Source organism: Collinsella aerofaciens (assembly GCF_039758965.1).
Lineage (GTDB): Bacteria > Actinomycetota > Coriobacteriia > Coriobacteriales > Coriobacteriaceae > Collinsella > Collinsella aerofaciens_BR.
Genome location: NZ_JBDMSL010000006.1, coordinates 50,094 through 75,324 on the forward strand (window position 1 = coordinate 50,094; position 25,231 = coordinate 75,324).

Sequence of the window (25,231 nt, forward strand, 5' to 3'; positions counted from 1 at the left end):
CGACTATCCCCTAAATTCAAAGGTGCTCAGGCCAAACGTCAGCAGATCGCCGTTGCGCAGCGGGCAGCGCGTAATGCGGCGGTTGTTGACGAGCGTGCCGTTGGTGGAATTGAGGTCCTCGATCGACCAATCCGAGCCCGTAAAGGTGAGCTGGGCGTGGCGACGCGACACGTTGGGGTCGCGCAGGGCAATGTCGGAAACCGAGCGCTCGCGACCGATAGTCACCTGTGCGGAGGTGATGCTATGGCTCTCGCCGCTCACGACGTCGACGAGCTGGGCGAGCGGGCGCTGCGGGGCGCGAGTGCTCGCCATGTTGGAGGCGATGCCGGCTGCGGCACCTAGGCCCACGGCGGCACCGGTCGCGGCGGCTCCGCCCATGCCGGCAAGCGCGTCGCGCGAGACGGTCTGCGGCACCGGGATAGGAGCGGCGGGGTCGGGGACGCTAGGCGCGAAGGGATCTGCCACGGCAAGCGGGTCGGGAGCGGCGGCGCGGGGCGTCGGCTGCTGCTGGGGCATGGCGGCGGGGCGCTGCTGCTGCGGGGCAGCAAACTGCTGCTGGCCGGCGCGCGGGGCGCTGGCGGCACGGCTTGCCGCGGAGTTGTTCTGGCCCAGGCCGTTTTGATAGGCGCGCTCTTCTTCGTACAGGCGGCCGAGCGTGGGGGCATCGACGTTCTCGGCAAAGACCGAGAACTTGCCGGCGCGCAGCTGCGGATCGATCATAAAGCGCACGAGGGGCTCGCCGACAAAGACATAGCGGCGCTTTTCGGCCTGCGCCTTCACAAACTCGCGGACCTCGCGCGAAAGCTCGGGGTAGAACGGGGCGAGCATGGGATCGTCGTCGGCGGCGATAAGGATGGTATAGAGTGCCGGCGCCGTGTTGACGCCGTTAATCACCAGAGTCTGATCCTCCATGTCGCGAGCGGCCTGCTTGGCAAGCTTCTTAAAGGAGAACGGGGCACGGGTGGCACCGAAGATGCCGGCCACGTGGTCCTCGAAGATGTTCAGGAAGTTCACGAAAGATCACTCTCCGTATAGGTTCTTTGGTATCCGAGCAAATATAGGCATATCCCAACGATTATAGAGGATAGGGTTCCCGCAACCGCCGCCTTGGCGACGACCGCGGCTGCAAGGCTGGCAATTTCCATATGGTGTGCAAGACAGGACGCCGCTGCGCAGCCGATGCCGGTGACAGCGATGGCGGCGATTGCGGCAAGGTTTGAGCCCTGATCGGCACGCTTGGCATGGGCATTGAGCAGCGCGGATGACGCTGCGGCAGTTGCCGCGACCAGCACAAAGGCAGCCCAAAGGAGCGGGTCTCCCAGCGCTGCGGCAACGTTACCGAGCCCCAGCACGCCTCCGGCTGAAAGCGCGACCGTGGCCAGACGGGCAAAAAGCGCGCCCATGCCCGTTGCCGCGGCGGCGCTTGCCGGGCCGAGCCAAAATGACGCGACGCCGGCGGCGACCCCAGCTGCCAGGAAGGTATTGCCGGTCAGACAGCCAAGCGCGAGTGCACAGGTGAGCGTGGCGCTCGCGGCAGTCTCGGTGCGACCCCAGGCGATCCACCAACCGGACATGGCGGCGGCAAAGATCACCGCGACGGGCAGCATCGACAGGATGCCCTGTGCCTGCATGGTGGCGTTGGCCATGAGCACCAAAAAGCCCACAGCCGAGATGGCCGAGCCAATCTGGGGGGCCAGGCCAGCCGCCGCTCCGATCGCGATGGCCGCAATGACCAGGCCGGGAAGCGCCGCGACCCCGGCCGTTTGCATCAGTAAAAAGCTAAAGGTGCCGCACGTTAGCGCCGAGATAGTGCGCATGGCGTAGTCGCGCGCATGGCTCCAGCGCGTGCCCGCCCAGCCGAGTGCGGGGTCGACCTCGATGGCGTCGTCCTCGTAATACGACGGCTCGATATCGTCGAGCTCCTGCTCGTCATCCGAAAGTTCGCCAACCATTTGCTCCAGGCTGCGACGGCCTTCGCGCACGCTGCCCAGACCGGCAAGGAGCTGGTCGCAAAATGCCTCGATGCTGTTGGGGCGGTCCTGCGGCATGGGGGAGAGCGCGCTCATGAGCGCGGCCTCGGCTCCCGGGGGAAAGTGTGGTATCAGCTCGCTGGGATAGGTGGCGCCGCCGATGATGCGGTCGAGCGAGTCGGCGGGCGTGGCCGCCATAAAGGGAGCGCTGCCGCACAGGCCCTCGTAGATCACACAGGCGAGGGCAAAGACATCGGCGCGCTCGTCGACCGTGCCGGTCTCGATATCGAGCTGCTCGGGCGGCATGTAGCCGATGGTGCCGCCGCGTGAGCCGCCAAAGCCACCGGCGGACGACAGTCGCGCCATGCCAAAGTCGGTGAGCTTTACATTGCCCGAGTGGTCGATGAGCACGTTGGCGGGCTTAATGTCCAGGTGGAGTACGCCATTACTATGGGCGAAGGTGAGCGCCTGGCCCAGGGCATCGGCAATGGCCGCGGCCTCGTCAAAGGTAAGTGAGTGGCCGTCCACGCGGTGCAAAAACTCGGCCAGCGACATGCCATCGACATATTCCATAACCAGGTAGGCATAGGCGGTGTCGTGCGTAAAGTCGATGACCTGCACGATATTGGGATGTTGAAGCATGGCGGCAGTGTGCGCCTCGCGCAGGACATCCATGATGTCGCTGGCGGGCATGCCGGCACCGTTGATAAGGGGGATGCGCTTGATGGCGACGCGACGGCGCAGGTGCGTGTCGCGGCAGATCTCGATGGAGCCAAAACCGCCGGTCGCAAGCGTCTCGAGCGGCTGGAACCGCTTGAGCAGCTCGCGAGAGCTGGTGCCCTCCAAGGGAACGTCCGGCGAGAACCGGGCGGTATGTTGCGAGAAAAGCGGCATGGCCAACCCTCGTGCGTTTAAAGTTCGTTTGCGAGTGGCGGGCGCGGAGCCGAGCCGTTCGCGGTGGCATAGATGCTGCTAGTGTAGCACGCTCGGGTGCATGGGGAGGATAGCGGGATGCGAGGCTGCCTGTCTGGCTTGGCCTTAGCGCTTCTTCTTGTTCTTCTTCTGCTTGCGCTGCTTGCCCTTGGTCTCCTGGGGCTTGTCGCCCTGTTTGGCTTCGGCGGCGGCCTTTTCTGCCTTCATTTTCTTCTTCTTGGTCTCGATGCGGAGTTTTTTGTTGATGCGCGCCTTAAGGAAGGTGCCAAACTGCTCGGCATCGCCGCGAACAAAGGTGTCCTTAGGGATCGTCACGCCCTGGTCGGCGAACATGGCCACAAAGATGCGCTCGCCGTCGAGCACGTGGTCGAGCTTTTCAAAAGGGAAGAACTGCGATTTGCCGCTCTTGCCCCAAACCATCAGGCCGTCCTCGTTGGCGGCGACGCGGCGATAGCGGCCACCCATGGACTCGTCGGCCTCGACGGCGTCGATAAAGTCGCGGGCGAGGGTGTGGTGCAGGTTTTTGCTCCACCAGGCCAAAAAGGCGCCGAATACGATCAGGACGACGCCAAACTTGATCCAGTTGCCGCCGGCCACCAACATGCCGATGCCGATGAGCGCGGCAATCGCGGCGGCGACATACAGCGAGCCACGGCGCCTGGGCGAGGCGACCAGGCGGGCGAAGTCGGTGACGAGGTCGTTTTCGTACTGGTACTCGTTGAGGTACAGGATGCCGTCGTCGGCTGCGGCCTGCTCCTCGAGCGCGACCTCGACCTGGTCGGCTGCTTCGGAGGGAACGAGGTTGCTCTCTGCGTCTGCCATGCTCTTTGGACTCCTATCGCGGCGGGCTCGCCGTACGGGTTATTATGAATGCAGTATGCCGTGCGACCGCATGGCCGCCGCGGCAACAAGACTCAGTATACCCGGGGGAGCACCCATGGAATCGTTGTACCGAAAGTATCGCCCGCTCACCTTCGACTCCGTGGTGGGCCAGCAGCATATCGTCTCGACGCTCGAGCACGCCATCACCGAGGGACGCCTGTCCCACGCGTACCTGTTCTGCGGACCGCGCGGCACGGGCAAGACCACCATGGCGCGCATTCTGGCCAAGGCGCTGCTCTGCCGCAATGCCGAGGCGGCGCGCGCCGAGGGTGCGAGCGGCTGCATGCCCGACGGTACTTGCGAGGAGTGCGGGCTCATTGCCGAGGGTAACCACCCCGATGTTTACGAGCTCGATGCCGCCTCCCGCACGGGCGTGGACAATGTGCGCGAGGAAATTATCAACTCCGTCAACTTTGCCCCGGTGCGCGGCAAGTACAAGATTTATATCATCGACGAGGTCCACATGCTCACGACGGCGGCGTTCAACGCGCTGCTCAAGACGCTTGAGGAGCCGCCGGCGCACGTGATCTTTGTGCTGTGCACCACCGACCCGCAAAAGATTCTGGAGACCATCCTCTCGCGCTGCCAGCGTTTCGATTTCCATCGCATCGGCAACGAGGATATTGAGCATCGTCTGGCATACGTGTGCGAGCAGGAGGGCTTCGATTACGACGACGAGGCGCTGGCTATCGTGGCGCGCCATGCCAAGGGCGGCATGCGCGACGCGTTGTCCACGCTGGAGCAGCTGAGCGTCTTTGGCAACGGTTCTGTGCATGCGGACGACGCCCGCTCGCTTTTAGGCGAGGTTTCGGACCAGATCCTGGGCGAGTTTGCCCGCGCCATCGCCGAGCGTGATGTCGCCGAGCTATATGGACTGATTCGTGCGCAGGTCGAGGAAGGAAACGACCTGCTGGAGCTGACGCGCGACCTGGTGGCGCACGTGCGCGACGTGTATGTTGCCTGCGTTGCCGGTGCCCGTGCCGAGTTGTTTGAGGGCGGTGCTGAGCAGGCCGAGGCGCTTGCTGCCGAGGCCGCTGCCTTTGGCGAGCATCCTGCCGACCGCCTGGCCCGTGTACTGACGGTGCTCGACGATGCCGCACTGGAGATGAGGGGCGCGAGCGACGTGCGCCTGGTGCTCGAGATTGCCTGCACGCGTCTGGCGCGTCCCGAGGCTGATTTAACGATTGAGGCATTGGCCGAGCGCGTGGCTCGCTTGGAGGCCATGGTTGCCAACGCCGCCGTTCCGGCGAGCGTGGCTGCTGCTCGAGCGAGTGCGCCTGCTGCATCCGCACCCGCTGTCCAGCAGCCGACGCTGATCTCGGGTGCCCGAGCTGCTACTCCTGCGGCGACCGCCGCCCCCGCTGCTACGTCTGCGCATCAGGGTGGCATGCCTTGGGACCGCGGCGCTGCTGCTCCGGCGGCCCAGTCTGCGCTCAAGTCCGCGGCTCCGGCTCCCGCGCCCAAACCTGTAACGCCTGCACCTCAACCCGTTGCGGCTCCGGCTCCCGCGCCTGCTGCATCGACCGTGCCGGTGTCCAAGCCCAACAACGCCGCCCAGGTTGCCGCCGCCGGTGCTGCCGAGACCCCCGCGGTCGAGGACGCCGGCGAGCTCCAGCGCAAATGGGCCGAGGTCGTCGAGCGCGTCAAGGCGCGTCAGGCTTCCTACGCGGGACTTTTGCTCAACGCCCGCGCCACGGCCGACGACGGCTCCAAGCTCACGGTCTCGTTCCCCGCGGGCTCGACCTTTGCCATCAAGATGCTCGGTCGCGCCGACACGCAGTCGGTGGTCCTGCCGACGGTCTGCGCGGTATTCGGTCGTCGCACCGTCGACTATGTCCTGGATGGAGGTGGCACGCCGGCTCCTCAACATGAGGAGCATTCTCCATCTGCACGGGCTGCGGCATCTGCGGACCCGCAGCCCGTGTCCTCGGCGGCCCCTGTATCCTCGAGCGCCAGCGCGCCGCAGCAGCAAGCGGCACCGGTAGCGGCACCGACCCTGTCGGCGCCTGAACCCGCTGCGCCCAAACCGGCTGCCCCGGCGCCCGCGCCCAAGCCCGTCGCGCCTGCGTCCGAGTCGTCCGACCTGGGCAAAGCCCCCTGGCTACGCTCCGACAACCCTGCCGGCGCTCCTGCCACGGGCAAGCTCCCGACCGAGCCCGCGCCCCGTGCGCCCGAGCGCTCTGCCGCTCCCAAGGCTCAGCCTGCCGCACCGTCTGCGCCGTGGGAATCCGAGCGGGTTCCCTACGACGATGCCATGGTCGGCGGTTTTGCTGCCGATGCCGGCGGGGACGATCTGCCCCCGTTCGACGTGCCGGCCGCGGCGTCCGCGCCCAAGCCCGCTGCAACTGCCCCCAAAGAGGAGGACGCTCCCGCCGCTCCCTGGGAATCCAATCCCGGTGCTGGCAGCCCCTTCGGCCATCAGGGCGCAGCCCCGAGCATCCCGCAGACCGAGGACGAGGCCAAGGCCCTCATCCGCAGCGTCTTTGGCCAGGCCACCATCTTCAAGCCGGTGGAGTAGCTGCGCAGGCGGGTATACTGCTCAAGAAGAGGACCCCTTGTCCGGGCGCATCTGTATTTCGGACATGTGTAGTGTGGTGCCGCGTATGTCGCATTTGAGCAGACAGGTGCGTGACGGTCGGCCTAGGATGCTGAGGTCGATACGATACGTCGCATGGCTGTCCGTGTACTCGACTTGCTCGGCGTTAATGGTTGCTCCGATTGCCAAATAAACGCCTAGCTCGGCATCGACAATCTTGAAGTCCTTTATCTTGACCTTGAACTCTTGATAGAGGGACGGGCTGTTGTAGTAGACGGTTCGGGTTCCGTCGGTGCACTCATCGGTCGTCTCCCATTTGACGACGGGCTGGTCCGAGCTGGCTATCAGCAGTTCTGCTCCAAAAGCTATGGCATGGGTGATGACAACCAGCAATGCCCAGCCGACAAAGAGATAGAGAACCACATATGCAACGGGGTGTTTTGAGCGGATGTTTTGGAGCGCGTTGGGGGCATTCATGGGGCACCTCCAAATTACTATCTATGGCAATCAAATTATACCCCGCTGCCATGCGCGTCACCGTGAGCAACGGATCGGCATGCAGGTCTTTAGCGGTGCACATGAAATGTCGGATTCCGGCTCTACAAGATTTAGCTTTCAATATTATGCAGATGCGAATTATTCAACTTTGCATAATCTTCGGGTGCGGCTTGCACTCCAGGACATGTATATCGACTGAGGTAGCGTGACCGCCCCGCTTGCTGGCCTCGCGCCGTGGTACGATTTTTGAGTTTGAAAGTCCCGCCGCGCCCCGGCTGCCCTTGCAGCTCGTTGCGCGGCCGCACGCAAAGGAGCCATCATGGCCGGTATGAACATGCAGCAGATGATGAAGCAGGCTCGCAAGATGCAGGAGCAGCTTGCCGCCGCGCAGGAGAACCTCAAGTCCCAGACCGTCGACGCCTCTGCCGGCGGCGGCATGGTCAAGGTGACCGTTAACGGCGAGATGGAGCTCGTCAACCTCACCATCGATCCCGATGCGCTCGATCCCGAGGACGTCGATATGCTGCAGGACATGATCATGGCTGCTGTTAACGAGGCCGTTCGCGGCGTCAACGAGCTCGCCAACAAGCAGATGGGCGCCATCACCGGCGGCCTCAACATCCCGGGCATGCCGTTCTAAGACACACATATATATGAGCGCGAATCACAGTCTGCAAAAACTGCTCGATGAGCTGGGTCGTCTGCCGGGCATTGGTCCCAAGTCGGCCCAGCGCATAGCCTATTACCTGCTCGAGGCCGATGCCGAGGAGGCCCGCCGCCTGGCCGAGGCCATCCTGGAGGTCAAGCAGGAGGTCCACTTTTGCAGCCGTTGCTTTAACTACGCCACGGCCGACGAGTGCTCCATCTGCCAGGATCCGATGCGCGATACCACTCGCATTTGCGTGGTGGGCGAGCCGCGCGACGTCCAGGCGATCGAGCGCACGGGCAGCTACCACGGCCTGTACCATGTGCTGGGCGGCGTGATCAGCCCCATGGACAAGATTGGTCCCGAGCAGTTGCACATCCGCGAGTTGCTGGCGCGTCTGGGCCACGAGGATATCCATGAGGTCATCATCGCCACCAACCCCAACATCGAGGGCGAGACCACGGCGAGCTACCTGGCCCGCACCATCAAGCCGTTGGGCGTCGAGGTGTCGCGTCTGGCAAGCGGCCTTCCCGTGGGCGGCGACCTGGAGTATGCCGACGAGCTTACGCTTGGCCGCGCCATCGAGGCCCGTCGCGCGATTTAGGTGGCGAGCCTGCTCCTGCCGTATGTTTTCTTCGCGACGCACGGGGTAGTCATAATTTCCCTGTGCGACTGTAAGTTTGTTGTGCAACAAAGATGCTTCGTATCCGCTTATCGCATGGATGCTTCCACTCGCATCCTTAATTTGCCCATTCGTTGCGCAACCTTTTGGGTTCGCTGATACACTCAAATATGGATTTGAATGAATGCGCCGCTCCCGAGCGGCGTGTTTTTCTTGGAGGAGAACGCATGCGGCCCGGTGGCACTCAGACAAAGCGCGGCGCCGCGGTGCGCATGCGACGCCGACTGGGCTTGGCGCCGCGGGCGTACGCACTGCTATCGTGCTCGCTGGTGCTGGTCATAGCTGGCGTTTCTGCCTATGGCATGACCGTGCCGTCCATGATGCAGGCGCATGCCGCACGCGAGCCGCGCGTGGGGCATGAGGTCAAAAGTGATCTGGGCACCACGACTGGATATGCTTGGGCAAGTGTGGTCGGGCATATTGTGTTTGGCACCGACGATGCGGACGGCGCCGAGGCCCCGGACAACGAAGTCACGCTTGCCAATGGCAAAACCATCGTGCTCACCAACACCAAGATCATCGATCGGTTGTCCAACAATAGCGTGGCGGCAACGGTGAATAAGGTCGAGCAGCAAAAGGAGCAGGACGCCCAGCAGTCCGGAAAGCCCGGTAGCTCGGATACTTCTGGCTCTGGCTCGGATTCATCGAGTTCGGGCGGTGGCTCTGGGTCGGGTTCCTCTACCGGAGGGCCTGGAAACGGCGGCTCGACGGGCGGCAACACTGACAACGATGCAAACTCCGGCGGCCTTTCCGCTGCTGAGGAAGAGAGCATTCACAGTTGGCTTGTGACCAAGTACAACATGCTCGACGGCTATGTTTCCCGTGCCAATGACGTGGTCTCGACCTATAACTCTACGGGAGATCCCAGGCCGTGCGACAGCCTGGTCGGGGAGATGTTTGTCATTCGAGCCGAGTTCGGTCGTCAGACATTCTCGCCCCGGTCAAAGTGGTATCAGCAGTATGCCAATCTGTGGGGCTGTTACACCAACCTATGTCAATGGGTCGGCCATTACGGCGATGATGACGTCGCGCTCGGTAACTTCAACAATAACGTGGCGGCGCTCGCCCTATGATGACCGATCTTGCATCTACCACACCACAATCGCTCGGTCGCGATCCCATGGTCGGCCTGCGCCTGGCGCGTGTCGACGGGTTTGAGCCGGCCATTGCGCTCGGTCAGGACGAACTGCCTACCTATCTGCGTCGTTTTACGATGCTGTTTGCCGACGATGCCACCATGCGCCGTGGCGGTATCGGCCGCGTGACGCGTGCCGTCAACGCCCAAGGCGAGGCAGTGGCACTCAAGCAGCTCATCTTGCCGACGCGCGATGAGTTTGATGACGATGCCGCTCACGAGGCGCTGGTCGCCAAGTTCAAGGCGGCGTTTCGCGAGGAATACGAATGCCATCGCGCCCTTTCGGGCCTTAAGGGCTTTCCCCGCCTCTATGGCTGGGGCGAGGTCGACGGTGTGCCTGCAATTGTCATGGAATGGGTCGAGGGCGAGACGCTTGCCCGCTTGCGTTCGCGACTTGCCGTGGACGATGCCGGACGCCTGTCGCCACTTGTGGCGGCGCGTCTGGGTCGCGACCTGTTCGATCTGCTCTGCCGTATGAGCCTGGTGGGCGAGGGCTTTGTCCATCGCGATATCTCGCCCGCTAATATTATGGTGCGCACGGCGCGTCTACCGCTTGACCGGCAGCTTGCCGAGGGCACCTTTGACCTGTGCCTGATCGACTTTGGCTCGTCGCTGGCGCTTGAGCCTGCGTCGGCCGTGGCCGGTACCGGCGGCAAGGCGTCGTTTACGGAGCGTTATGCCACGCTGCGTCGCGCGACGGTTGCCTACGCCCCGCCCGAGATGCTCACCGACGATATTCCCGACCTACGCGCTTTGCGTATGTCGCCGGCGATTGACGTCTATGCCGCGGCAAGCACGGTTTACGAGCTCATTGCCGGCGTCGCGCCATACGAAGCCGCGCCGAGCACTTCGGGCACCTCGGGTTCGCGCAAAAAGACGCGCGACATCGCCAGCCCCTACCGTCTTAAGATGGACACGCGGCCCGACTATCCCATTGGTGCCCATGCGCCCGGTTGCGATTTGACTCAGCTGCTTCGTCGTGAGCCCGATGTGGCACTCGCCGCGGCCGAGCAGGCCCAGCAGCTAGGGCTTGAGCCGGATTCCGAAGAGCTACGCGATGCGCTGGCGTTTGTCGATGCCCAGCTGTTCGACGTGGTGATGGCCTGTCTGTCCAGCCATCAAAAAGATCGTCCCGAGCCGGCGGCGGTCGAGGCGGCGCTCTCGGCGTTTTGTGACCACTATGCGCAAAATGTCGGTCGTTCGCTCCGCGGCGAGCCGCTCACGCCGTGCCCCATGGATGCGTCTGGCCGCGCGGTTCGTCGCGCGCTGATGATCGGTGCGGCGGTCGTTTGCAGCGTGGTTTGGGCTGTGGTCGTGGTTTCGGCCGCGCTGCTGGCGTCGGGCGCTCGCGTGACGGCGACTTTGGGATCGCTCGTGTGGTCTGGGTCGCTACCGGGTATTATTGCCGCACTGGCTTTGGCGCTGCCAGGCATAGCCGGCGTTGCCGCGGGGGCACTTGCGCGCAATCGGCGCTCGGGGTTCCTGCAGGGTGTGCTTGCGCTTTCTGCCTGCGAGGTTCCGGTGCTGGTTGTGGCTGCATGTAGCGTATTTTCCCAACGCGCCGTGATGGGCGGCCTTGTTGCCGCTCTGGTTGCAACCTATACGCTTACGTGGTTTTTGCTTGCGATGGGCTTTGCCTTTGAACTTCCCGCTTCGGCACCGCGACGCACAAAAGCCCAGATGGCGACTCCGCTTGCCGGTGGAGCCGCAGCTGCCCGTACTTTTGGCGGACCTGTCGAAGTATCGTCCGATTCTATTTCTACGACCAAGGAGGCCTAGGTCATGGCATCTCAAGTTGAGCTCACCCCATGCGGGGCCATGTTTGACATCTTTAAGCGCGCGGCGCATCTGAGCCATATCGAGCTGTGCGGCTTGGTGCTTTCGTCCCGTCCGCTCGCCGACGGCCGCAGCCCGCAGAGCCGAGCCGCCGATCGCTCTTGGGTTTCCCGCTTTATCGTTCGCGCGCCGGTCGGCACGCTTCAGCAGCGCTACTTTGCCGAATACGGTACCTCGGCTGCGCGTATTATGTCGCAACTGGCCCTGCGCCAGCGCAATCCCATGGACTCCACGGCTGCGATCAATATGGTGTGCGGTCCTGCAGGTGAACCGATGGTACGCGCGCTCGAAGAGTGCCACCAGGACACGAATCTCTATCGCAACGCGCTCGATCGCCTGTCTCAGGCGGCGGAACTCATGCCCGCCGAGCGCGCCGAGGCCGTGCTGGTGCTGTTTGTCGCCGTCGGTTGTTCGGCGGATGTGCGGTCCTCGGTGAACTATGCCATCGACTACGCACACGCGACCTGTGGCGGAGGCACATCCACGCCGCGTTCGCTTGGCATGTCGCTGACTGCGGGCGAACGCGAACCCGCCCCGGCGCACCCCTTGGGCTTGCTGCGCGTGCAAAACAGTTTTGTCGTGAGCGCCCCGCGCTGGATTCAGCCGAGTGAGCAGGGTGTTGAGATTGGCGCGCTGGCCACTGGTGAGGGCGATATTACCGACGTCGGCGACGATGTCTCGGCCCGCCATGCCCATATCTGGTGCGATGCTCAAAATATCTGGCACGTCGAGGACTTGTCGTCCACCAACGGAACCGTGGTGGTAAACGGGGCCACGCGCGTCTGCATTCAGGTCGAGCCCGGCCGTTCCGCCCAACTCAATCCCGGCGACGAGCTCAAGCTCGGCGAATCCACTACCTACGCCATCCTCTTTGGTGCCCTCTAGCCGGCAGTTAGGGACGTTCCTTTTCTGCTGGCACTTGGGGACACTCCTTGGCGCACCAGAGCCGGTCGCCCAGGGATGGAGGGGCCATTTTGGCCCTTGGCGGTCAGTCGGGGCGAAACTAGAAGATCTTTCCGATTCGCGGCTGTTCATGCTTGTAGAGCATCTAAAACAATAGGATGTTATTCTGGAATATGCCGGGTGCGTGAACTTGCCTGTCTTAGCCTTAATAAGGTATAGGGGAGTTTGGCTCAGGGGTTCCGTCTTGTTCTTCAGCGCAGTATTGTGGGACAGATTTGCTGAGATTGGCGCCTTACACCGCAGAGCGCACGGAAGGCTCTCGATTTGTGTTCTGGCCCCAGAATACAGGGCCTGATACTTACCAACTGTGGCATGGATGTAACATCTGTAGAAATCAACCCTTTTGTTGTCGACCTTTGTAAGAAAAACACTGCCATCAACTCTTTGGATGACGAAACTAGGGTGCTTGAGGGGAGCCTTTACTCCCCTCTGAGAGATGACTCATGTTTTTCGCTTGTCGTTGTGAATCCTCCGTTACTGCCGATTCCGGATGAGATTCCTTATCCCTTCGTTTGAGATGGAGGACAATCGGGTCTGGATAAAACACTTCGTATTCTTAAGGGTGGCGATACGCATTTAGAGAAAAACGGTAAATACTGCTAATAGGGGTGACGACGATGGCGCAGGGGCGACCCGCGATGCTCTCATCAATACGTCGGATATTTGGGAAATCAGGTCTAGATGCATGTATGATGATGCTGTGTGGCTATTCAATTAATCCGCGTTCCGAATGGGTGCAGGGTATAGCTGCGACATCGTATGCTTTTGACCCGGCGCGATACTCAGATATTTCTGAGGCGGTTGACGAAGTTTATACGCACTATGCCGCGCAAGGCGTTTCGGAAGTTTGCACATCTACGTTACGGGCTTAGGTTTCTTCAAGCGAGCAGGCCGGTTGCGTTATTTCGAGCGATTTTTCTAGTCTAGACGACAAAAGGCAAAGGATTTGATGGGTATAAAACGCGGACGTTTGTGGGCGGATGCTCAAATCTATTGTGGCAATCGGGCGGTTGAAAAAGATATTTCAACCGCCCGATTGCCAGGTTCGTCGGAGGAGATGTCCGATTCCGACTCTCTTGTAGGAAGAGCTTGAGATCGTATTGGCCCAAGGCAATCTTAAAGCAGTCTCATTGGCAAATCTTCGCTCCTGTTGTGTTGAGGTGTAAGGTATCAGTGATTGATGTTTTGTGGCGGGTAGATTGGGGCCTTCCTTGATTCGATGCGTTCTCTCGAGGTTCATCAGAGCAAAAGGGGCTTTCGTCTTCATTGCTATCACGGTGATTGGAACCGCTCTCTCCTATGCCATGCCATACGTGAACGGGAAATTCTTAGATTTTCTTCTCGGTAACCGCAGCGAAAGAGACGCCGTACTCTTCGCGCTCCTGGTTGCGTCAATAGGAGTTTTCTCCACCCTCTTTACTTATTTTGCAGGAACACTTTCCATTCGCATAACCACGAGACTTTCCTTTGATCTTCTCAGGGAGGCCGTCTTGCGTTTTGAAAGAGACGATTACTTGGTGAGTCGGACCATCGATCCAGCCTATACAACGCAACGGATTATTTCCGACTCCAGCGTGGTCTCATCCTTCGTTTTGGCGAATTTTATCAGTGCGCCGCTGTCCATTGTAGCCATTCCCATCGTATTGCTTATCATATGGTCAATTGATTCAACTCTCGCGGTGTTTTCCATCATTCTCCTCATCGTGTATTTCTGTGTAATTACTGGGTTGAGGAAACTTTTGTATAGGGTCACGTATGAGAAGAAAGAGGCGGACAGCGCCTTTTACGCCGCAATTGCATCGCAGCTTAATCAGATTCTCAACATTCAACTGACATCTTCGTACGGCAAGAGCGAACAAGCGCTCGACGCTGGGTTTAAGAGCTATTTTCCCAAAGTTTTGCGCTCCGGAAAGCTATCATATTCTCTGACATCGCTCGATGGTCTTTTCGCAGCGTTGTTTCAAGCGGTGATACTTGTTGTTTCCGGAGTACGAATCATTAACGGAACTATGTCAATAGGCGAGTACACTATCATCGGTACATACTTCGCGGTTCTCTTTAAGACTTTGAAAAGTATGATGTCATTGTTCAAATCCTATCAAGATGCCAAAGCATCATGGGATAGGACGGCTATCGCGACGAGAGAAAAGGAGAGATCGGGGTGGAATCGGACCGATTTAGCTAAACTCGATGAAATAAATGACATTTCGGTATCTGATTTGGAATTCTCGGTTGCCCTTCCAGACGGATCTGTCCGAGAGGTCATCGGCGGGTTTTCTTTCAAGTTTTCCGGTCCTGGTACATATTGCATAGTTGGGGAAAACGGAAGAGGCAAGACGTCACTTCTTTACTTGATGCTCGGGCTATACTCATCGAAAGGCAAAGTAAAATACAACGGCGTGCCAATCGAAGAATGCGACTTGGATTACATACGTGCGAGAGAGATATCGTGCTGCCCACAGTCGTGCTTCGCGCCGGACGAAACGGTGAAAGAGCTGTTAGAGTATTTCGACACGCCCTTTTCTTCCTATCACCGGGGTGTAGATGGCCTACTTTCGCTGGAAAACAGCGTGAAGGAGTTGCTCGGGAAACGTTGCTCCGCGCTTTCGGGCGGTGAGCTGCGCCGAGTGTACTTATGGTCGGCGATTTCACGCAAGTCGTCAGTTTTGGTACTCGACGAGCCCACGACTGGGTTAGACGCTGTAAGCCGCGCCGAGCTTGCGGCCTATGTTAAGCGCAACAAGCAAAGCCAGCTGATCATCGTTGTCTCTCACGATGACGAGATGGTCGGCGCGGTAGAAGGGGTAGTGGATTTAGGCAGCATGTACCAGGGTAAATGATGACAAGTGTAGTGCTACCCAACTGGCAGAGATAACAAAAAGGCGATGCAGATGCACGTAGCATTCAGGCGGTTCGGACTCGGTGCCTTCACGCCATCGCAACGCTTTCAGATATAGTTCTCGTTCTCTTACTAAAGGAAACTTTAGTCTACGTCATCTTGTCGAGACAGAGGTGAAGCGAAGTGTTGTCGCGACGTATCTTATTCCAGGTGGCTCAGTATCAGCGTGAGAATCGCACCAAAGTGTACTTACGATTCTCGTGTCCCACGGACAACATGAGCTGAGCATTGAGGTTCCACCCTTTGCTGCAACTACACGGGGTTGGACGGCAATGAATATGCCGGGCCGCATACCACGCGCAGCGGGGGTCCATGTCCCAGTATGTTGCCTACAGCAGCCTCGATGTCCACGCACACATCATCTCTGCCTTCGCGTTCAATCCATTTGCCGGAGAGTGCGAGGGTTGCCAGGCCGTAGAATTCGAGCCGAACAAATGAAATGCGGTATCAGCGCATAGGATTAAACTGACGATTGCTTTGCACTGAGAATACGCTTGGAAAGCCGCTATGGGTGGCGGCCCGGGTTAAATAGAGAAGCCCGTCCGATCACTTTCATGTAGCGAACGGTCGGGCTTCTTATTCCACTTGCCAATGCTCGGCTCATATTGGAAGAAAGCTACGCTAATGTTTGCGTGACACTCCTATTTTCTCCGAAGAAAGAGTCGTATAATGAAGAATAGAATTAAAAAAGGTGCCAGATATAACGCAAGTATAAAGGCTAATCCAACGAGACCTTGCAATAATGGCATAACTCCTCCAAGACACGAGATTTTGGTATTTGTTCCCATCTTATTCTGAATTGGACCAAATAGTTCCTAGCCACAAAACTACTCGTCAACTGGATCGCACCAATCTGCTGGCAAAACACAGCTTGATTCTTTATCGACATAGCACCAATCCGCAACAGGGCACTCGGCGATGTCGTAAAAATTGCATATATCAACTCCAAGACAACAAGGCTCAACGGGAGGATGTTCATTTGAACCAACAGGATGGATATGCTTCATAACAGCTCCTCACCTTAATCCAATTAGAGACTACGTTTGATCAATGCCACAGTGATCTACAACGCAGATGCTGCCGCCATCCATGTCATAGTCGCAGTAATCGTATGCACCACAACCATCTGCTTTATCATAAACAGTACAGATGTCAGTAATGCCCAAGAGGCAGTCAAAAGACATCGGCTTCACGCCTGCCTCGTCGCCACTTCCTGGATTAATCGGATGAATATGCTTCACGACTACCTCCCTTTGAGTGCAGAAAAACCTCAATATTGTGTATAACAAACCAAGATGTCTAGTTCACCATATTTCTAGAATGGTTTCGGCGAACGTAGCAATAAGCTTCGCAGACGGTAATCAGAAGAACGAACACCTCCACAATGGTGACAGCAATGCGCTGAACCGCTTATTCCGATACAGTAGCTTCTCGTTGATTTTTCTCCTGCGAAGATGAGTGGCGGGAAATAAGGTCAAAAGCCATCTCGTAGCACATTTTTCTATATTCACATGATGCAGGGTGTAGACTCTTGGGCAAGTAGCCGTGCTCGTCTGCAGCCTCCCAGCTACAGCCCCCACCACAGAAAGACCGAGCCCAACAGTCCGTACAGTCAATTCTTTTTTCGACACCCTGACTCCAGTTTTCAATATACCTAGTTTCGTCAATTCCGGTGACGATGTTGCCCATTTTGAATCGCATCATCCCGACAAACCTGTGACAGGGGTATACGTCCCCTTCGGGAGTCACGGAAATAAAACGCCTGCCAGCCCCGCATCCGACAAAGGCGATCCTGTTGCTCATAATCAAATCAACTGCAGTTTTCAATGTTCTAAACAAGGGCTTTTCCCCTTGATCAATCTGTTTGAGATATTGATCCGCCAAATCTATTAGGCCCGCCCTGATTTTGTTTAATGAGTGTTCGTCGAGTTCGATATTCTCATCGAATGAGCTCACGGGCGAGAAGTAAATCCTTCTGAAGCCCATCTCTTTAAACTGAAGATAGTCTTCACAAGGTTACAGTTATTATTTGTTAAGGTCGCTCTTGCGCCGAAGGGGAACGACTCGGAAAAACGACGAACGTTTTTGTCGATATCGGAGAAAGAGCCGCCTCCCGTCTTGTACGGGCGCGATGCATCGTGCTTGCATCCTGTACCATCGAGACTAATCAGAACAGAAAACCCGTGCTCCTTGAAAGAATTCACAGCAGTGTCATTCAAAAGCGTTCCGTTGGTCGTAATAGAATAGGTAAAGTTTCTATTGGGGTATATTCTTTTTGAATAGTCGACCGTTTTCCATATCAGCGGCTCGTTAATCATGGGTTCCCCACCAAAAAAGACGATCGCAAGCGTTTCGTTTTCCGATGAACTTGCGACGAGGTAGTCGACCGCCTTGAAGGCTATCTCGTCTGTCATCAGCAGAGGAGACGTTCCATAATCTCCTTTACCGGCAAAACAGTAACTACAACCAAGGTTGCATGCATGTGAAACGTGGAGTTCGATGGATCTAAGTTTTCGAGGCGTGTCTTTTGTTAAGAAAGTCCGCTCAGACAATCGTTGATACTCATCAATGTCGTCTTCAAGTTCTGCTATGGTCGTTTGGTCGTAGCCTTTCGCAGCAAGTGACTTTGTTAGCAACTTCGAGTTGACCGTTCTTCCCGATGCTTCAAATATGCGAAGCGCATCTTCTGATGCTTGGTCAACCTGAAAGCAATTGCGAGTGACCTCATCGAAGCAGTAACGACGATCACTTACTGAGAAAAAATGCATACGTTCCTCAATTTCATGCTGGACTGGCACTAACCTTGTTTATTGTTGCGCAGCTATAAAAAACCACCAGCGGGGATTCGGTGTGCGGCCCAATCGGACTCCCAAAAGGTTCTATTTGAGACTGGCAAGCTTTGTGTTGTTGGCACTTCGACAGCGCTCTTTATTCCAACATGGAGCCTCGCAGTTTGAGTCGACTTGCCTCTGGAAGGTCCGATCTTAACTTGATTTAGGATGAAAACAGATTACAGGCGCGCTCCTCTAGAAAGAAAGGAAACCAATCGCCGCCTTTCACCAGGAAAGTTTTTATAGCCCACCTCGAGCAAAATGAAAGATGCGAGAGCGATTGGGGAACAACGCGAATCTCCCCTTTTGGGTGGGAGCGAGCCTTCAGCCACCGGCGAACGACTCGCCCTGGTCAGAATCTGGAAGTGGTGCCGGGCCGCTTGGGCCTCCCCGGTGACTTCGTGGGGCTTACCTGCCTGACGTCGAGGAGTACATCCGCAAGATTCGTTCCCTATGCCGTTTGCTCTCACGCCCGCCTTAGTTCCAAGTCGGGCGAGCCGCCGCGCTCATGCGACCCGTGGCGGCGACACGTCGACGCCGCGCTCGCTGAGCACATCTTCGGTCGCGGGCGAGCACGAGGTCGCGCCGGCGCATCCGCTGGGACTGCTGTGCGTGCAAAACGGCTACGTGGTGAGCGTCCCGCGCTGGATTCAGCCGAGTGAGGAAGGCGTTGAGATCGGCGCGCTGGCAACGGGGGAGGGCGGCATCACCGACGACGTCTCGGCCCGCCATGCCCATATCTGGTGCGACGAGTCTGGCGCATGGTTTGTCGAGGACCTGTCGTCCACTAACGGCACCGTGGTGGTAAACGGGGCCACGAGTGTGTGTATTCAAGTAGAGCCCGGCCGCTCCGCCCAGCTCAACCCCGGCGACGAGCTCAAACTCGGCGAATCCACCACCTACGCCATCCTGCTCGGCGCCCTCTAGCCGGCAGTTAGGGACGTTCCTTTCCTGCCGGTACTTGGGGACACTCCTTGGCGCGTCAGAGCCAGTCGTCCGGGGATGGAGGGACCATTCTGGCCTTTGGCGGTCACCCGAGGTAAACCTTTACCGCCCGCCTATATTTGTCGAAATTACACTTAACGGCGGGGTACAATAAACCCGCATGCGGATTTCCGTTGCGGGCGCTTCCCATCGCCGGGGCGTGCCCGGGAGCATCCGGCATGCGGCCTTTGCGGCGCTCGGTCATGTGCAAGACGGGCGGTCGGGTCTGTGGGGCGCATCAGCTGCCCCTCGCCTCGGCATGTCTTCTCTCCACGCCACGTACCTGCTGCTGAGCCTGCCTGCCAGATGATTGGAAGCAACAGCGTAAATCCCATCACGCCAACATCCCGGCGATCGCCGGGGCCTGTATACCTATATGAGAGGAGAGGGGTATATGGCGCGTAAGTTTAAGTCTATGGACGGCAACGAGGCGGCCGCATATGTTTCGTATGCGTACACCGAGGTAGCGGGAATCTATCCCATTACGCCGTCCAGCCCGATGGCCGACCATGTCGACCAGTGGGCGGCCCAGGGTCGCAAGAACATCTTCGGCACCCCGGTCAAGGTCGTCGAGATGGAGTCCGAGGCAGGTGCAGCCGGTACCGTTCACGGTTCGCTGGGCGCCGGTGCTCTGACCACCACCTACACGGCTTCTCAGGGTTTGCTCCTGATGATCCCGAACATGTACAAGATCGCGGGCGAGCAGCTCCCGGGCGTCTTCCACGTCTCCGCGCGTTGCGTCGCTTCCCACGCCCTGAACATTTTTGGCGATCACTCCGACGTCATGGCCTGTCGTCAGACCGGCTTCGCCATGCTCGCCGAGGGCAACGTCCAGGAGGTCATGGACCTCTCGCCGGTGGCTCACCTTGCCGCCATCGAGGGTAAGACCCCGTTCCTTAACTTCTTCGACGGCTTCCGCACCAGCCACGAGATCCAGAAGGTCGCCATGTGGGACTACAAGGATCTGGCCGAGATGTGCGACATGGACGCCGTCCAGGCTTTCCGCGACCACGCGCTCAACCCTGAGCACCCGCACACCCGCGGCAGCCACGAGAACGGCGATATCTTCTTCCAGAACCGTGAGGCCTGCAACAAGGTCTACGACGAGCTTCCCGCCGTCGTCGAGGGCTACATGAAGAAGATCAACGAGAAGCTCGGCACCGATTACGGCCTGTTCAACTACTACGGCGCTCCCGATGCCGATCGTGTCGTCGTGTGCATGGGCTCCTTCTGCGACGTGCTCGAGGAAGTCATCGACTACCTCAACGCCCACGGCGAGAAGGTCGGCCTGGTCAAGGTTCGCCTGTTCCGTCCGTTCTCCATCAAGCACTTCGTCGACGTTCTCCCCGAGACCGTCCAGAAGATCGCCGTCATGGACCGCACCAAGGAGCCGGGTTCCATCGGCGAGCCGCTCTACCAGGACGTCGTCTCCGCTCTCTACGAGGCCGGCAAGACGGGCATCAAGGTCGTCGGCGGCCGTTACGGCCTGGGCAGCAAGGACACGCCTCCCGCGTCCGCGTTCGCTGTCTTCGAGGAGCTCAAGAAGGACGAGCCCAAGTGCGAGTTCACCATCGGCATTGTCGATGACGTGACCAACCTGAGCCTGCCCGAGGCCGAGGATGCGCCCAACACCGCAGCCCCCGGCACCATCGAGTGCAAGTTCTGGGGTCTGGGTGGCGACGGTACCGTCGGCGCCAACAAGAACTCGATCAAGATCATCGGCGACCACACCGACAAGTACGTTCAGGCCTACTTCCAGTACGACTCCAAGAAGACCGGCGGCGTCACCGTCTCGCACCTGCGCTTTGGTGATTCCCCGATTCGCTCGCCGTACTACGTGACCAAGGCCGACTTTGTCGCCTGCCATAACCCCAGCTACATCGTTAAGGGCTTCAAGATGGTCCGCGACGTCAAGCCGGGCGGCACCTTCCTGGTCAACTGCCAGTGGAGCGACGAGGAGTTCGCCGAGCACATGCCCGCCGTGGCCAAGCGCTACATCGCGAACAACAACGTCAACGTCTACCTGATCGACGCTATCGACCTGGCGGCCAAGGTCGGCATGGGCAAGCGCACCAACACGGTGCTCCAGTCTGCCTTCTTCGCGCTGGCCAAGGTTCTGCCCGCCGAGGACGCCCTGCAGTACATGAAGGACGCGGCTACCAAGTCTTACATGAAGAAGGGCCAGGCTATCGTCGACGCTAACCACAAGGCCATCGATGCCGGCGCTACCGCTTTCCGTAAGTTCGAGGTTCCGGCCGACTGGGCTACCGCCGAGGACGCCGCTCCCGTCGAGCTCTCCGAGGAGACCAAGTCCGCCATCGCCCAGCAGGTCAAGAACCTGCTCGAGCCCATCGATCGCATGGACGGCGACAGCCTGCCCGTTTCCGCCTTCGTCGGTTGCGCCGACGGCCAGTTTGAGCTGGGCGCCTCCGCATACGAGAAGCGCGGCGTCGCCGTGGTCGTTCCTCACTGGGACGAGACCAAGTGCATCCAGTGCAACCAGTGCGCCTATGTGTGCCCGCATGCCACCATCCGTCCGTTCGCGATGACCGAGGACGAGGCTGCCGCCGCGCCCGAGGCTACCCGCACGCTCGACGCCATGGGCCCCAAGGCCAAGGGCATGAAGTTCACCATGGCCGTGTCCCCGCTCGACTGCATGGGCTGCACCAACTGCGTCAAGGTCTGCCCCAAGGGCGCCCTCGAGATGGTTCCCACCGAGCAGGAGATGGACCAGCAGCCCGTTTGGGACTACATGGTCGAGAACGTCTCCGAGAAGAAGGAGCTCATCGCGGCCAACGTCAAGGGTAGCCAGTTTAAGCAGCCCTACCTGGAGTTCTCCGGCTCCTGCGCCGGCTGCGCCGAGACCGCCTATGCACGTCTGGTGACCCAGGTCGCCGGCGACCGCATGTTCATCTCCAACGCCACCGGCTGCTCCTCCATTTGGGGCAACCCCGCTGCCACCGCTCCTTACTGCAAGGACAAGGACGGTCACGGCCCGGCGTGGAACAACTCCCTGTTCGAGGACAATGCCGAGCACGGTCTGGGCATGGCCGTCGGTTACGAGGCCGTCCAGAAGAAGCTGATCGCTGCTACCCAGGACATCATCGCTGCCGATGGTCCGTCCGATGAGCTCAAGGCCGCCGGCCAGGCTTGGATCGACTCTGTCAACGACGCCGAGGCCTCCAAGACCGCTGCTGCTGCCTACGTCGCCGAGCTCGAGAAGTGCGGCTGCGACGCTTCCAAGGCGATCCTCGCCGACAAGGCTTACCTCACCAAGAAGTCCTTCTGGATCTTCGGCGGCGACGGCTGGGCCTACGACATCGGCTTCGGTGGCCTGGACCACGTCCTGGCTTCCGGCCACAACGTCAACGTCTTCGTCTTCGACACCGAGGTCTACTCCAACACCGGCGGTCAGGCCTCCAAGGCCTCGAACCTGGGCCAGGTCGCTCAGTTCGCCGCTGCCGGTAAGGTGACCAAGAAGAAGTCCCTGGCCGAGATCGCCATGAGCTACGGCTACGTCTACGTGGCGCAGGTCGCCATGGGCGCCAACCCGGCTCAGACCCTCAAGGCCATCCACGAGGCCGAGGCCTACGACGGCCCGTCCCTCATCATCGGCTACAGCCCCTGCGAGATGCACTCCATCAAGAAGGGTGGCATGCAGAACTGCCAGGCCGAGATGAAGAAGGCTGTCGAGTGCGGTTACTGGAACCTCTTCCGCTTCAACCCCGAGGCTGCTGCCGGCAAGAAGTTCTCGCTCGATTCCAAGGAGCCCGCGGGCGGTTATCAGGAGTTCCTGATGAACGAGGCCCGTTACGCTTCGCTGACGCGTTCCTTCCCCGAGCGCGCCGAGGAGCTCTTCAAGGAGAACGAGCAGGCCGCTATGGACCGCTACGCTCACCTGCTGAAGCTCAAGACGGTGTACAACGAGGCCTAGGTCTCCCACCGCAGGATCTGAGGGCTGACCTTCGCGGACGTCCTCGGACATGAAAGAACCCCCGCTGCGCACTACGTGCAGCGGGGGTTCTTTCGTCCTGCGGAGTGTCCGCGAAGGTCAACCCTCAGATCCTGCTACGACTACGTCCTTGGATTGTGTGGGCGGATGAAGGACGTAGTTGGTCGGGTATTCCGTCCCCTTCGCTGTTTCGCGGCTTTGCCGCGAAACCTCGCGCCACTTTGGGGATGGATGGGGGGCGGGGTTGTTGCGGCTTCCTATCCCTTTGCTTTTTCGCGGCTTTGCCGCGAAACGCGCAGCACCTTGGGAAATGCATTGATGCGTGGACGGGGCTGGATTGCAGATTCAAATGGCTAGAGAGATATGGGCGCGAACGAGAAATCGTTATTGGGGTCATCCTTTTCCATAAACTCATCGAGACAAAACGTCATGTAGATTGGAACGTACAGAACCTTGCCCTCTTTGCTGAGATTCTCGTGGCTTAGTACAACGGCCTCGGGAATTTTGTACTCGCCCACACTCATCAGACGATCGAGGGCCGCGTGCGCTCGAACTTTCTTGCCCGATTTGACCTCGATTGGGACAACGTGCCCGTGGGCGCCTTCGATCACAAAGTCAACTTCACCGACCTCACGCGTTTGGTAGTACCATGCATCCGCCCCGAGGGCAACAAGTTCCTGCGCGACCACGTTCTCATAGAGACCACCAAGGTTGGGAGTTTTCATATCAAGATAGACAGCGCGTGCGGTGCTGCCGGGGTACCGCGATGCGAGCATGCCCGTATCAGACTCATATAGTTTGAAGGCCGTCGTTTTCTCCGTCCTCTTGAGAGGACTCCGTGGCTCCGTCACCCTGGCGACCATCAATCCAACACCTGCGTTAACAAGCCACAGGAAATCCTGCTCATATTTTTTAAGGCGAGCTCCCTCACCCAGAGACGAAACAACAAAGCGATGAGACTCCGCCTCAAGCTGAACGGGAATTTGCTCAAAAATCGACCGAACGTTAAACGCTCGAGTCGATGCATATTTTGAGATATCGCTTTTGTACTGATCGACCAGCTGAGTTTGAAGCTCACGTGTGCTCACGAGCGAATAACCCGAATCAATATAATTCTGAACGACCTCCGGCATGCCGCCGCAAACGATATAAGCTCTATAGTTCTTGAGCATCGCCTCATGAATATAGTTTTCGACAGGATGTTTCTCGACAAGGCAGCTGCGAATGCCTGCAAGCACATTCTCGCTAACGCTGTTTGCCCAACAAAACTCTTCAAAATCCATCGGGCGCATAACAATGTGCTCTACATACCCCACCGGAAAAGAAGAGACCCCCTTAAACTCAGTCCCAAGCATAGACCCCGAGAAGACATAGCTAAAGCGCCCATCCTCGACCAACGCCTTCATGAGTGTAACGATCTGCGGATACTCCTGAATCTCATCGACAAAGACAAGCGTATCGCCCTCAACAAGCGGCGCATCCGCAAGAAGGGCTACACGGTTGATAAAGTCAACGGAGTTCTTTGCGCCAACAAGTGCATTCCTTGCTTCGACATCGAGTAGTAAATTGACCTCAAAATACGACGCGTAGTTGCTTTTTCCAAACGCGCGAATCGCATAGCTCTTGCCAATCTGACGCGCACCAGTAACGAGTAATGCCTTATTGGAGTTATTCTTCCAGCTCAAAAGCCTATCAGTGACCTTACGGCGTAGCATTAAACCCCCAAATGACAAAAATTAACAGATAGAATCGCCTAAAATCATACAAAAATTGGCAGATAATATTGTCGTAAATATACAAAAATTGGGAGATAGCAAAGGTTCGAATAGGCCTCAAAGCCACTGAAACAGTGCTCTACTTTGCGAAGGGGCTGGGGACGCTGTTGGGTGCGTCTCCAGTCCTCTGATTGCCACTTTGGGTCCCGTGGCGGGACATTGTTGGTGCTGCCTGGTTGTTTTTATCTTGTCTCGCCGCTCTCTGTGCGTAGGCGGTAGCCGTGGACGAGGTCGCTAATAGCCGGCCAGGGAATCTGGCGATCAACCCAAAATTGGAGCTGGACCAGATAGCGCTCGGTGGCGCGGGTGAGGGCTGCAAACTGTTCGTGAGTCTCTACCTGGGCGTAGAGGTCGCGGCTGTGGGCGAGGATTGCCGTGGTGTCATCCATTTTGCCGGTGACGTCGAAGGCGCCCGAGAACCAGTCGCACAGGCGCGCGGCGCTGTTGTTGATCGTTGCGAGGTCGGCGGTGCCGTCGTTGGCGTTTTCGTTGGCCTGGGCTCGCAGGAGGGAGAGGGCGTCGGTGGCGTTCATACAGTAGCCGACGGTGAAGTTCCAGACGGCGAATTCGCGGCCGGTGTCGAGCTTGCGGCGGCGCATCAGGTCGATGTCACGCGGTTCCTCGAGCATCATTTGGTCGGCGAGGGCTTCAAGTGCAGTGGTGTACTCGGCAAGGTCGAGTGTGAGCAGGGTGTTGATATCCATCATCT

Annotated in this window: 18 protein-coding genes and 1 pseudogene; 10 read left to right on the forward strand and 9 right to left on the reverse strand. The window is 58.8% G+C overall.

Annotated features, from left to right (window positions below; all coding sequences use genetic code 11):
- Positions 1 to 3: 3 nt before the first annotated feature.
- The 3 genes from ABHU32_RS02980 to ABHU32_RS02990 all read right to left on the reverse strand — a co-directional run bounded on the left by ABHU32_RS02980 (position 4) and on the right by ABHU32_RS02990 (position 3,725).
- Positions 4 to 1,014 (reverse strand): FhaA domain-containing protein, encoded by a 1,011-nt coding sequence (locus ABHU32_RS02980; protein ID WP_070097545.1) that lies wholly within the window; start codon positions 1,012 to 1,014, stop codon positions 4 to 6.
- Positions 1,011 to 2,864, reverse strand: coding sequence for a serine/threonine-protein kinase (locus ABHU32_RS02985; protein ID WP_346978870.1), 1,854 nt, complete (start codon positions 2,862 to 2,864; stop codon positions 1,011 to 1,013). The genes ABHU32_RS02980 and ABHU32_RS02985 overlap by 4 nt, the downstream gene beginning before the upstream one ends.
- A gap of 144 nt (positions 2,865 to 3,008) precedes the next feature.
- Positions 3,009 to 3,725, reverse strand: a complete 717-nt coding sequence (locus ABHU32_RS02990) for a hypothetical protein (RefSeq protein WP_346978872.1) — start codon at positions 3,723 to 3,725, stop codon at positions 3,009 to 3,011.
- Positions 3,726 to 3,840: 115 nt separating this feature from the next.
- Between ABHU32_RS02990 and dnaX the strand changes: the two genes are divergently transcribed.
- Positions 3,841 to 6,303 carry a DNA polymerase III subunit gamma/tau gene (gene dnaX, locus ABHU32_RS02995; RefSeq protein WP_346978874.1) on the forward strand — a complete coding sequence of 821 codons (2,463 nt, stop codon included), beginning with the start codon at positions 3,841 to 3,843 and terminating at the stop codon, positions 6,301 to 6,303.
- Between the two features lie 21 nt (positions 6,304 to 6,324).
- Here dnaX and ABHU32_RS03000 read toward each other — a convergent pair whose 3' ends face one another.
- Complete coding sequence (locus tag ABHU32_RS03000; RefSeq protein ID WP_006235175.1) at positions 6,325 to 6,798, reverse strand: hypothetical protein; 474 nt, start codon at positions 6,796 to 6,798, stop codon at positions 6,325 to 6,327.
- A 340-nt stretch (positions 6,799 to 7,138) separates the two neighbouring features.
- Between ABHU32_RS03000 and ABHU32_RS03005 the strand changes: the two genes are divergently transcribed.
- The 7 genes and pseudogenes from ABHU32_RS03005 (at position 7,139) to ABHU32_RS03030 (ending at position 14,921) form a co-directional block, all read left to right on the forward strand.
- Positions 7,139 to 7,459, forward strand: coding sequence for a YbaB/EbfC family nucleoid-associated protein (locus tag ABHU32_RS03005; protein WP_006235174.1), 321 nt, complete (start codon positions 7,139 to 7,141; stop codon positions 7,457 to 7,459).
- A 13-nt stretch (positions 7,460 to 7,472) separates the two neighbouring features.
- On the forward strand, positions 7,473 to 8,069 hold the full coding sequence (recR, locus tag ABHU32_RS03010; protein ID WP_006235173.1) for a recombination mediator RecR: 597 nt from the start codon (positions 7,473 to 7,475) through the stop codon (positions 8,067 to 8,069).
- 245 nt (positions 8,070 to 8,314) lie between these two features.
- A complete protein-coding gene (locus ABHU32_RS03015) occupies positions 8,315 to 9,220 on the forward strand; it encodes a hypothetical protein (protein WP_346978875.1) in 906 nt (301 codons plus the stop codon).
- Entirely contained in the window at positions 9,217 to 11,061 is a 1,845-nt protein-coding gene (locus ABHU32_RS03020; protein ID WP_346978877.1) for a serine/threonine protein kinase, read from the forward strand. Before ABHU32_RS03015 ends, ABHU32_RS03020 begins: the two co-directional genes overlap by 4 nt.
- A gap of 3 nt (positions 11,062 to 11,064) precedes the next feature.
- A complete protein-coding gene (locus ABHU32_RS03025) occupies positions 11,065 to 12,003 on the forward strand; it encodes an FHA domain-containing protein (protein WP_346978878.1) in 939 nt (312 codons plus the stop codon).
- 324 nt (positions 12,004 to 12,327) lie between these two features.
- Positions 12,328 to 12,597, forward strand: a pseudogene (locus tag ABHU32_RS10065) (methyltransferase); the annotation flags it as partial.
- Positions 12,598 to 13,292: 695 nt separating this feature from the next.
- Positions 13,293 to 14,921, forward strand: a complete 1,629-nt coding sequence (locus tag ABHU32_RS03030) for an ATP-binding cassette domain-containing protein (RefSeq protein ID WP_346978880.1) — start codon at positions 13,293 to 13,295, stop codon at positions 14,919 to 14,921.
- 1,096 nt (positions 14,922 to 16,017) lie between these two features.
- Here the strand turns inward: ABHU32_RS03030 and ABHU32_RS03035 are convergent.
- The 3 genes from ABHU32_RS03035 to ABHU32_RS03045 all read right to left on the reverse strand — a co-directional run bounded on the left by ABHU32_RS03035 (position 16,018) and on the right by ABHU32_RS03045 (position 17,748).
- Entirely contained in the window at positions 16,018 to 16,221 is a 204-nt protein-coding gene (locus ABHU32_RS03035) for a hypothetical protein (RefSeq protein WP_124785779.1), read from the reverse strand.
- 169 nt (positions 16,222 to 16,390) lie between these two features.
- A complete protein-coding gene (locus tag ABHU32_RS03040; RefSeq protein WP_346978882.1) occupies positions 16,391 to 16,936 on the reverse strand; it encodes an SPASM domain-containing protein in 546 nt (181 codons plus the stop codon).
- Positions 16,933 to 17,748, reverse strand: coding sequence for a radical SAM protein (locus ABHU32_RS03045; protein ID WP_346978883.1), 816 nt, complete (start codon positions 17,746 to 17,748; stop codon positions 16,933 to 16,935). Before ABHU32_RS03045 ends, ABHU32_RS03040 begins: the two co-directional genes overlap by 4 nt.
- 516 nt (positions 17,749 to 18,264) lie before the next feature.
- Between ABHU32_RS03045 and ABHU32_RS03050 the strand changes: the two genes are divergently transcribed.
- Together ABHU32_RS03050 and nifJ are read left to right on the forward strand one after the other, a co-directional pair.
- Positions 18,265 to 18,738, forward strand: coding sequence for an FHA domain-containing protein (locus ABHU32_RS03050; RefSeq protein ID WP_055285289.1), 474 nt, complete (start codon positions 18,265 to 18,267; stop codon positions 18,736 to 18,738).
- A 451-nt stretch (positions 18,739 to 19,189) separates the two neighbouring features.
- The gene (gene nifJ, locus ABHU32_RS03055; protein ID WP_346978884.1) at positions 19,190 to 22,729 is read left to right on the forward strand and encodes a pyruvate:ferredoxin (flavodoxin) oxidoreductase; all 3,540 of its coding nucleotides are present in this window, start codon (positions 19,190 to 19,192) and stop codon (positions 22,727 to 22,729) included.
- Between the two features lie 371 nt (positions 22,730 to 23,100).
- Here the strand turns inward: nifJ and ABHU32_RS03060 are convergent, their stop codons facing one another.
- Together ABHU32_RS03060 and ABHU32_RS03065 are read right to left on the reverse strand one after the other, a co-directional pair.
- Positions 23,101 to 24,462: an ATP-binding protein gene (locus tag ABHU32_RS03060; RefSeq protein WP_346978885.1), complete on the reverse strand. Its 1,362-nt coding sequence runs from the start codon at positions 24,460 to 24,462 to the stop codon at positions 23,101 to 23,103.
- Between the two features lie 242 nt (positions 24,463 to 24,704).
- Entirely contained in the window at positions 24,705 to 25,229 is a 525-nt protein-coding gene (locus ABHU32_RS03065; protein ID WP_346978886.1) for a hypothetical protein, read from the reverse strand.
- Positions 25,230 to 25,231: the final 2 nt, after the last annotated feature.

Excerpts from the sequence above, each read along its gene's own strand:
- ABHU32_RS02985 (WP_346978870.1), bottom strand. The coding sequence starts at position 2,864 with ATGCCGCTTTTCTCGCAACATACCGCCCGGTTCTCGCCGGACGTTCCC.
- ABHU32_RS02990 (WP_346978872.1), bottom strand. The coding sequence starts at position 3,725 with ATGGCAGACGCAGAGAGCAACCTCGTTCCCTCCGAAGCAGCCGACCAG.
- dnaX (WP_346978874.1), top strand. The coding sequence starts at position 3,841 with ATGGAATCGTTGTACCGAAAGTATCGCCCGCTCACCTTCGACTCCGTG.
- ABHU32_RS03000 (WP_006235175.1), bottom strand. The coding sequence starts at position 6,798 with ATGAATGCCCCCAACGCGCTCCAAAACATCCGCTCAAAACACCCCGTT.
- ABHU32_RS03005 (WP_006235174.1), top strand. The coding sequence starts at position 7,139 with ATGGCCGGTATGAACATGCAGCAGATGATGAAGCAGGCTCGCAAGATG.
- recR (WP_006235173.1), top strand. The coding sequence starts at position 7,473 with ATGAGCGCGAATCACAGTCTGCAAAAACTGCTCGATGAGCTGGGTCGT.
- ABHU32_RS03015 (WP_346978875.1), top strand. The coding sequence starts at position 8,315 with ATGCGGCCCGGTGGCACTCAGACAAAGCGCGGCGCCGCGGTGCGCATG.
- ABHU32_RS03020 (WP_346978877.1), top strand. The coding sequence starts at position 9,217 with ATGATGACCGATCTTGCATCTACCACACCACAATCGCTCGGTCGCGAT.
- ABHU32_RS03025 (WP_346978878.1), top strand. The coding sequence starts at position 11,065 with ATGGCATCTCAAGTTGAGCTCACCCCATGCGGGGCCATGTTTGACATC.
- ABHU32_RS03045 (WP_346978883.1), bottom strand. The coding sequence starts at position 17,748 with ATGCATTTTTTCTCAGTAAGTGATCGTCGTTACTGCTTCGATGAGGTC.
- ABHU32_RS03050 (WP_055285289.1), top strand. The coding sequence starts at position 18,265 with ATGCCGTTTGCTCTCACGCCCGCCTTAGTTCCAAGTCGGGCGAGCCGC.
- nifJ (WP_346978884.1), top strand. The coding sequence starts at position 19,190 with ATGGCGCGTAAGTTTAAGTCTATGGACGGCAACGAGGCGGCCGCATAT.
- ABHU32_RS03060 (WP_346978885.1), bottom strand. The coding sequence starts at position 24,462 with ATGCTACGCCGTAAGGTCACTGATAGGCTTTTGAGCTGGAAGAATAAC.
- ABHU32_RS03065 (WP_346978886.1), bottom strand. The coding sequence starts at position 25,229 with ATGATGGATATCAACACCCTGCTCACACTCGACCTTGCCGAGTACACC.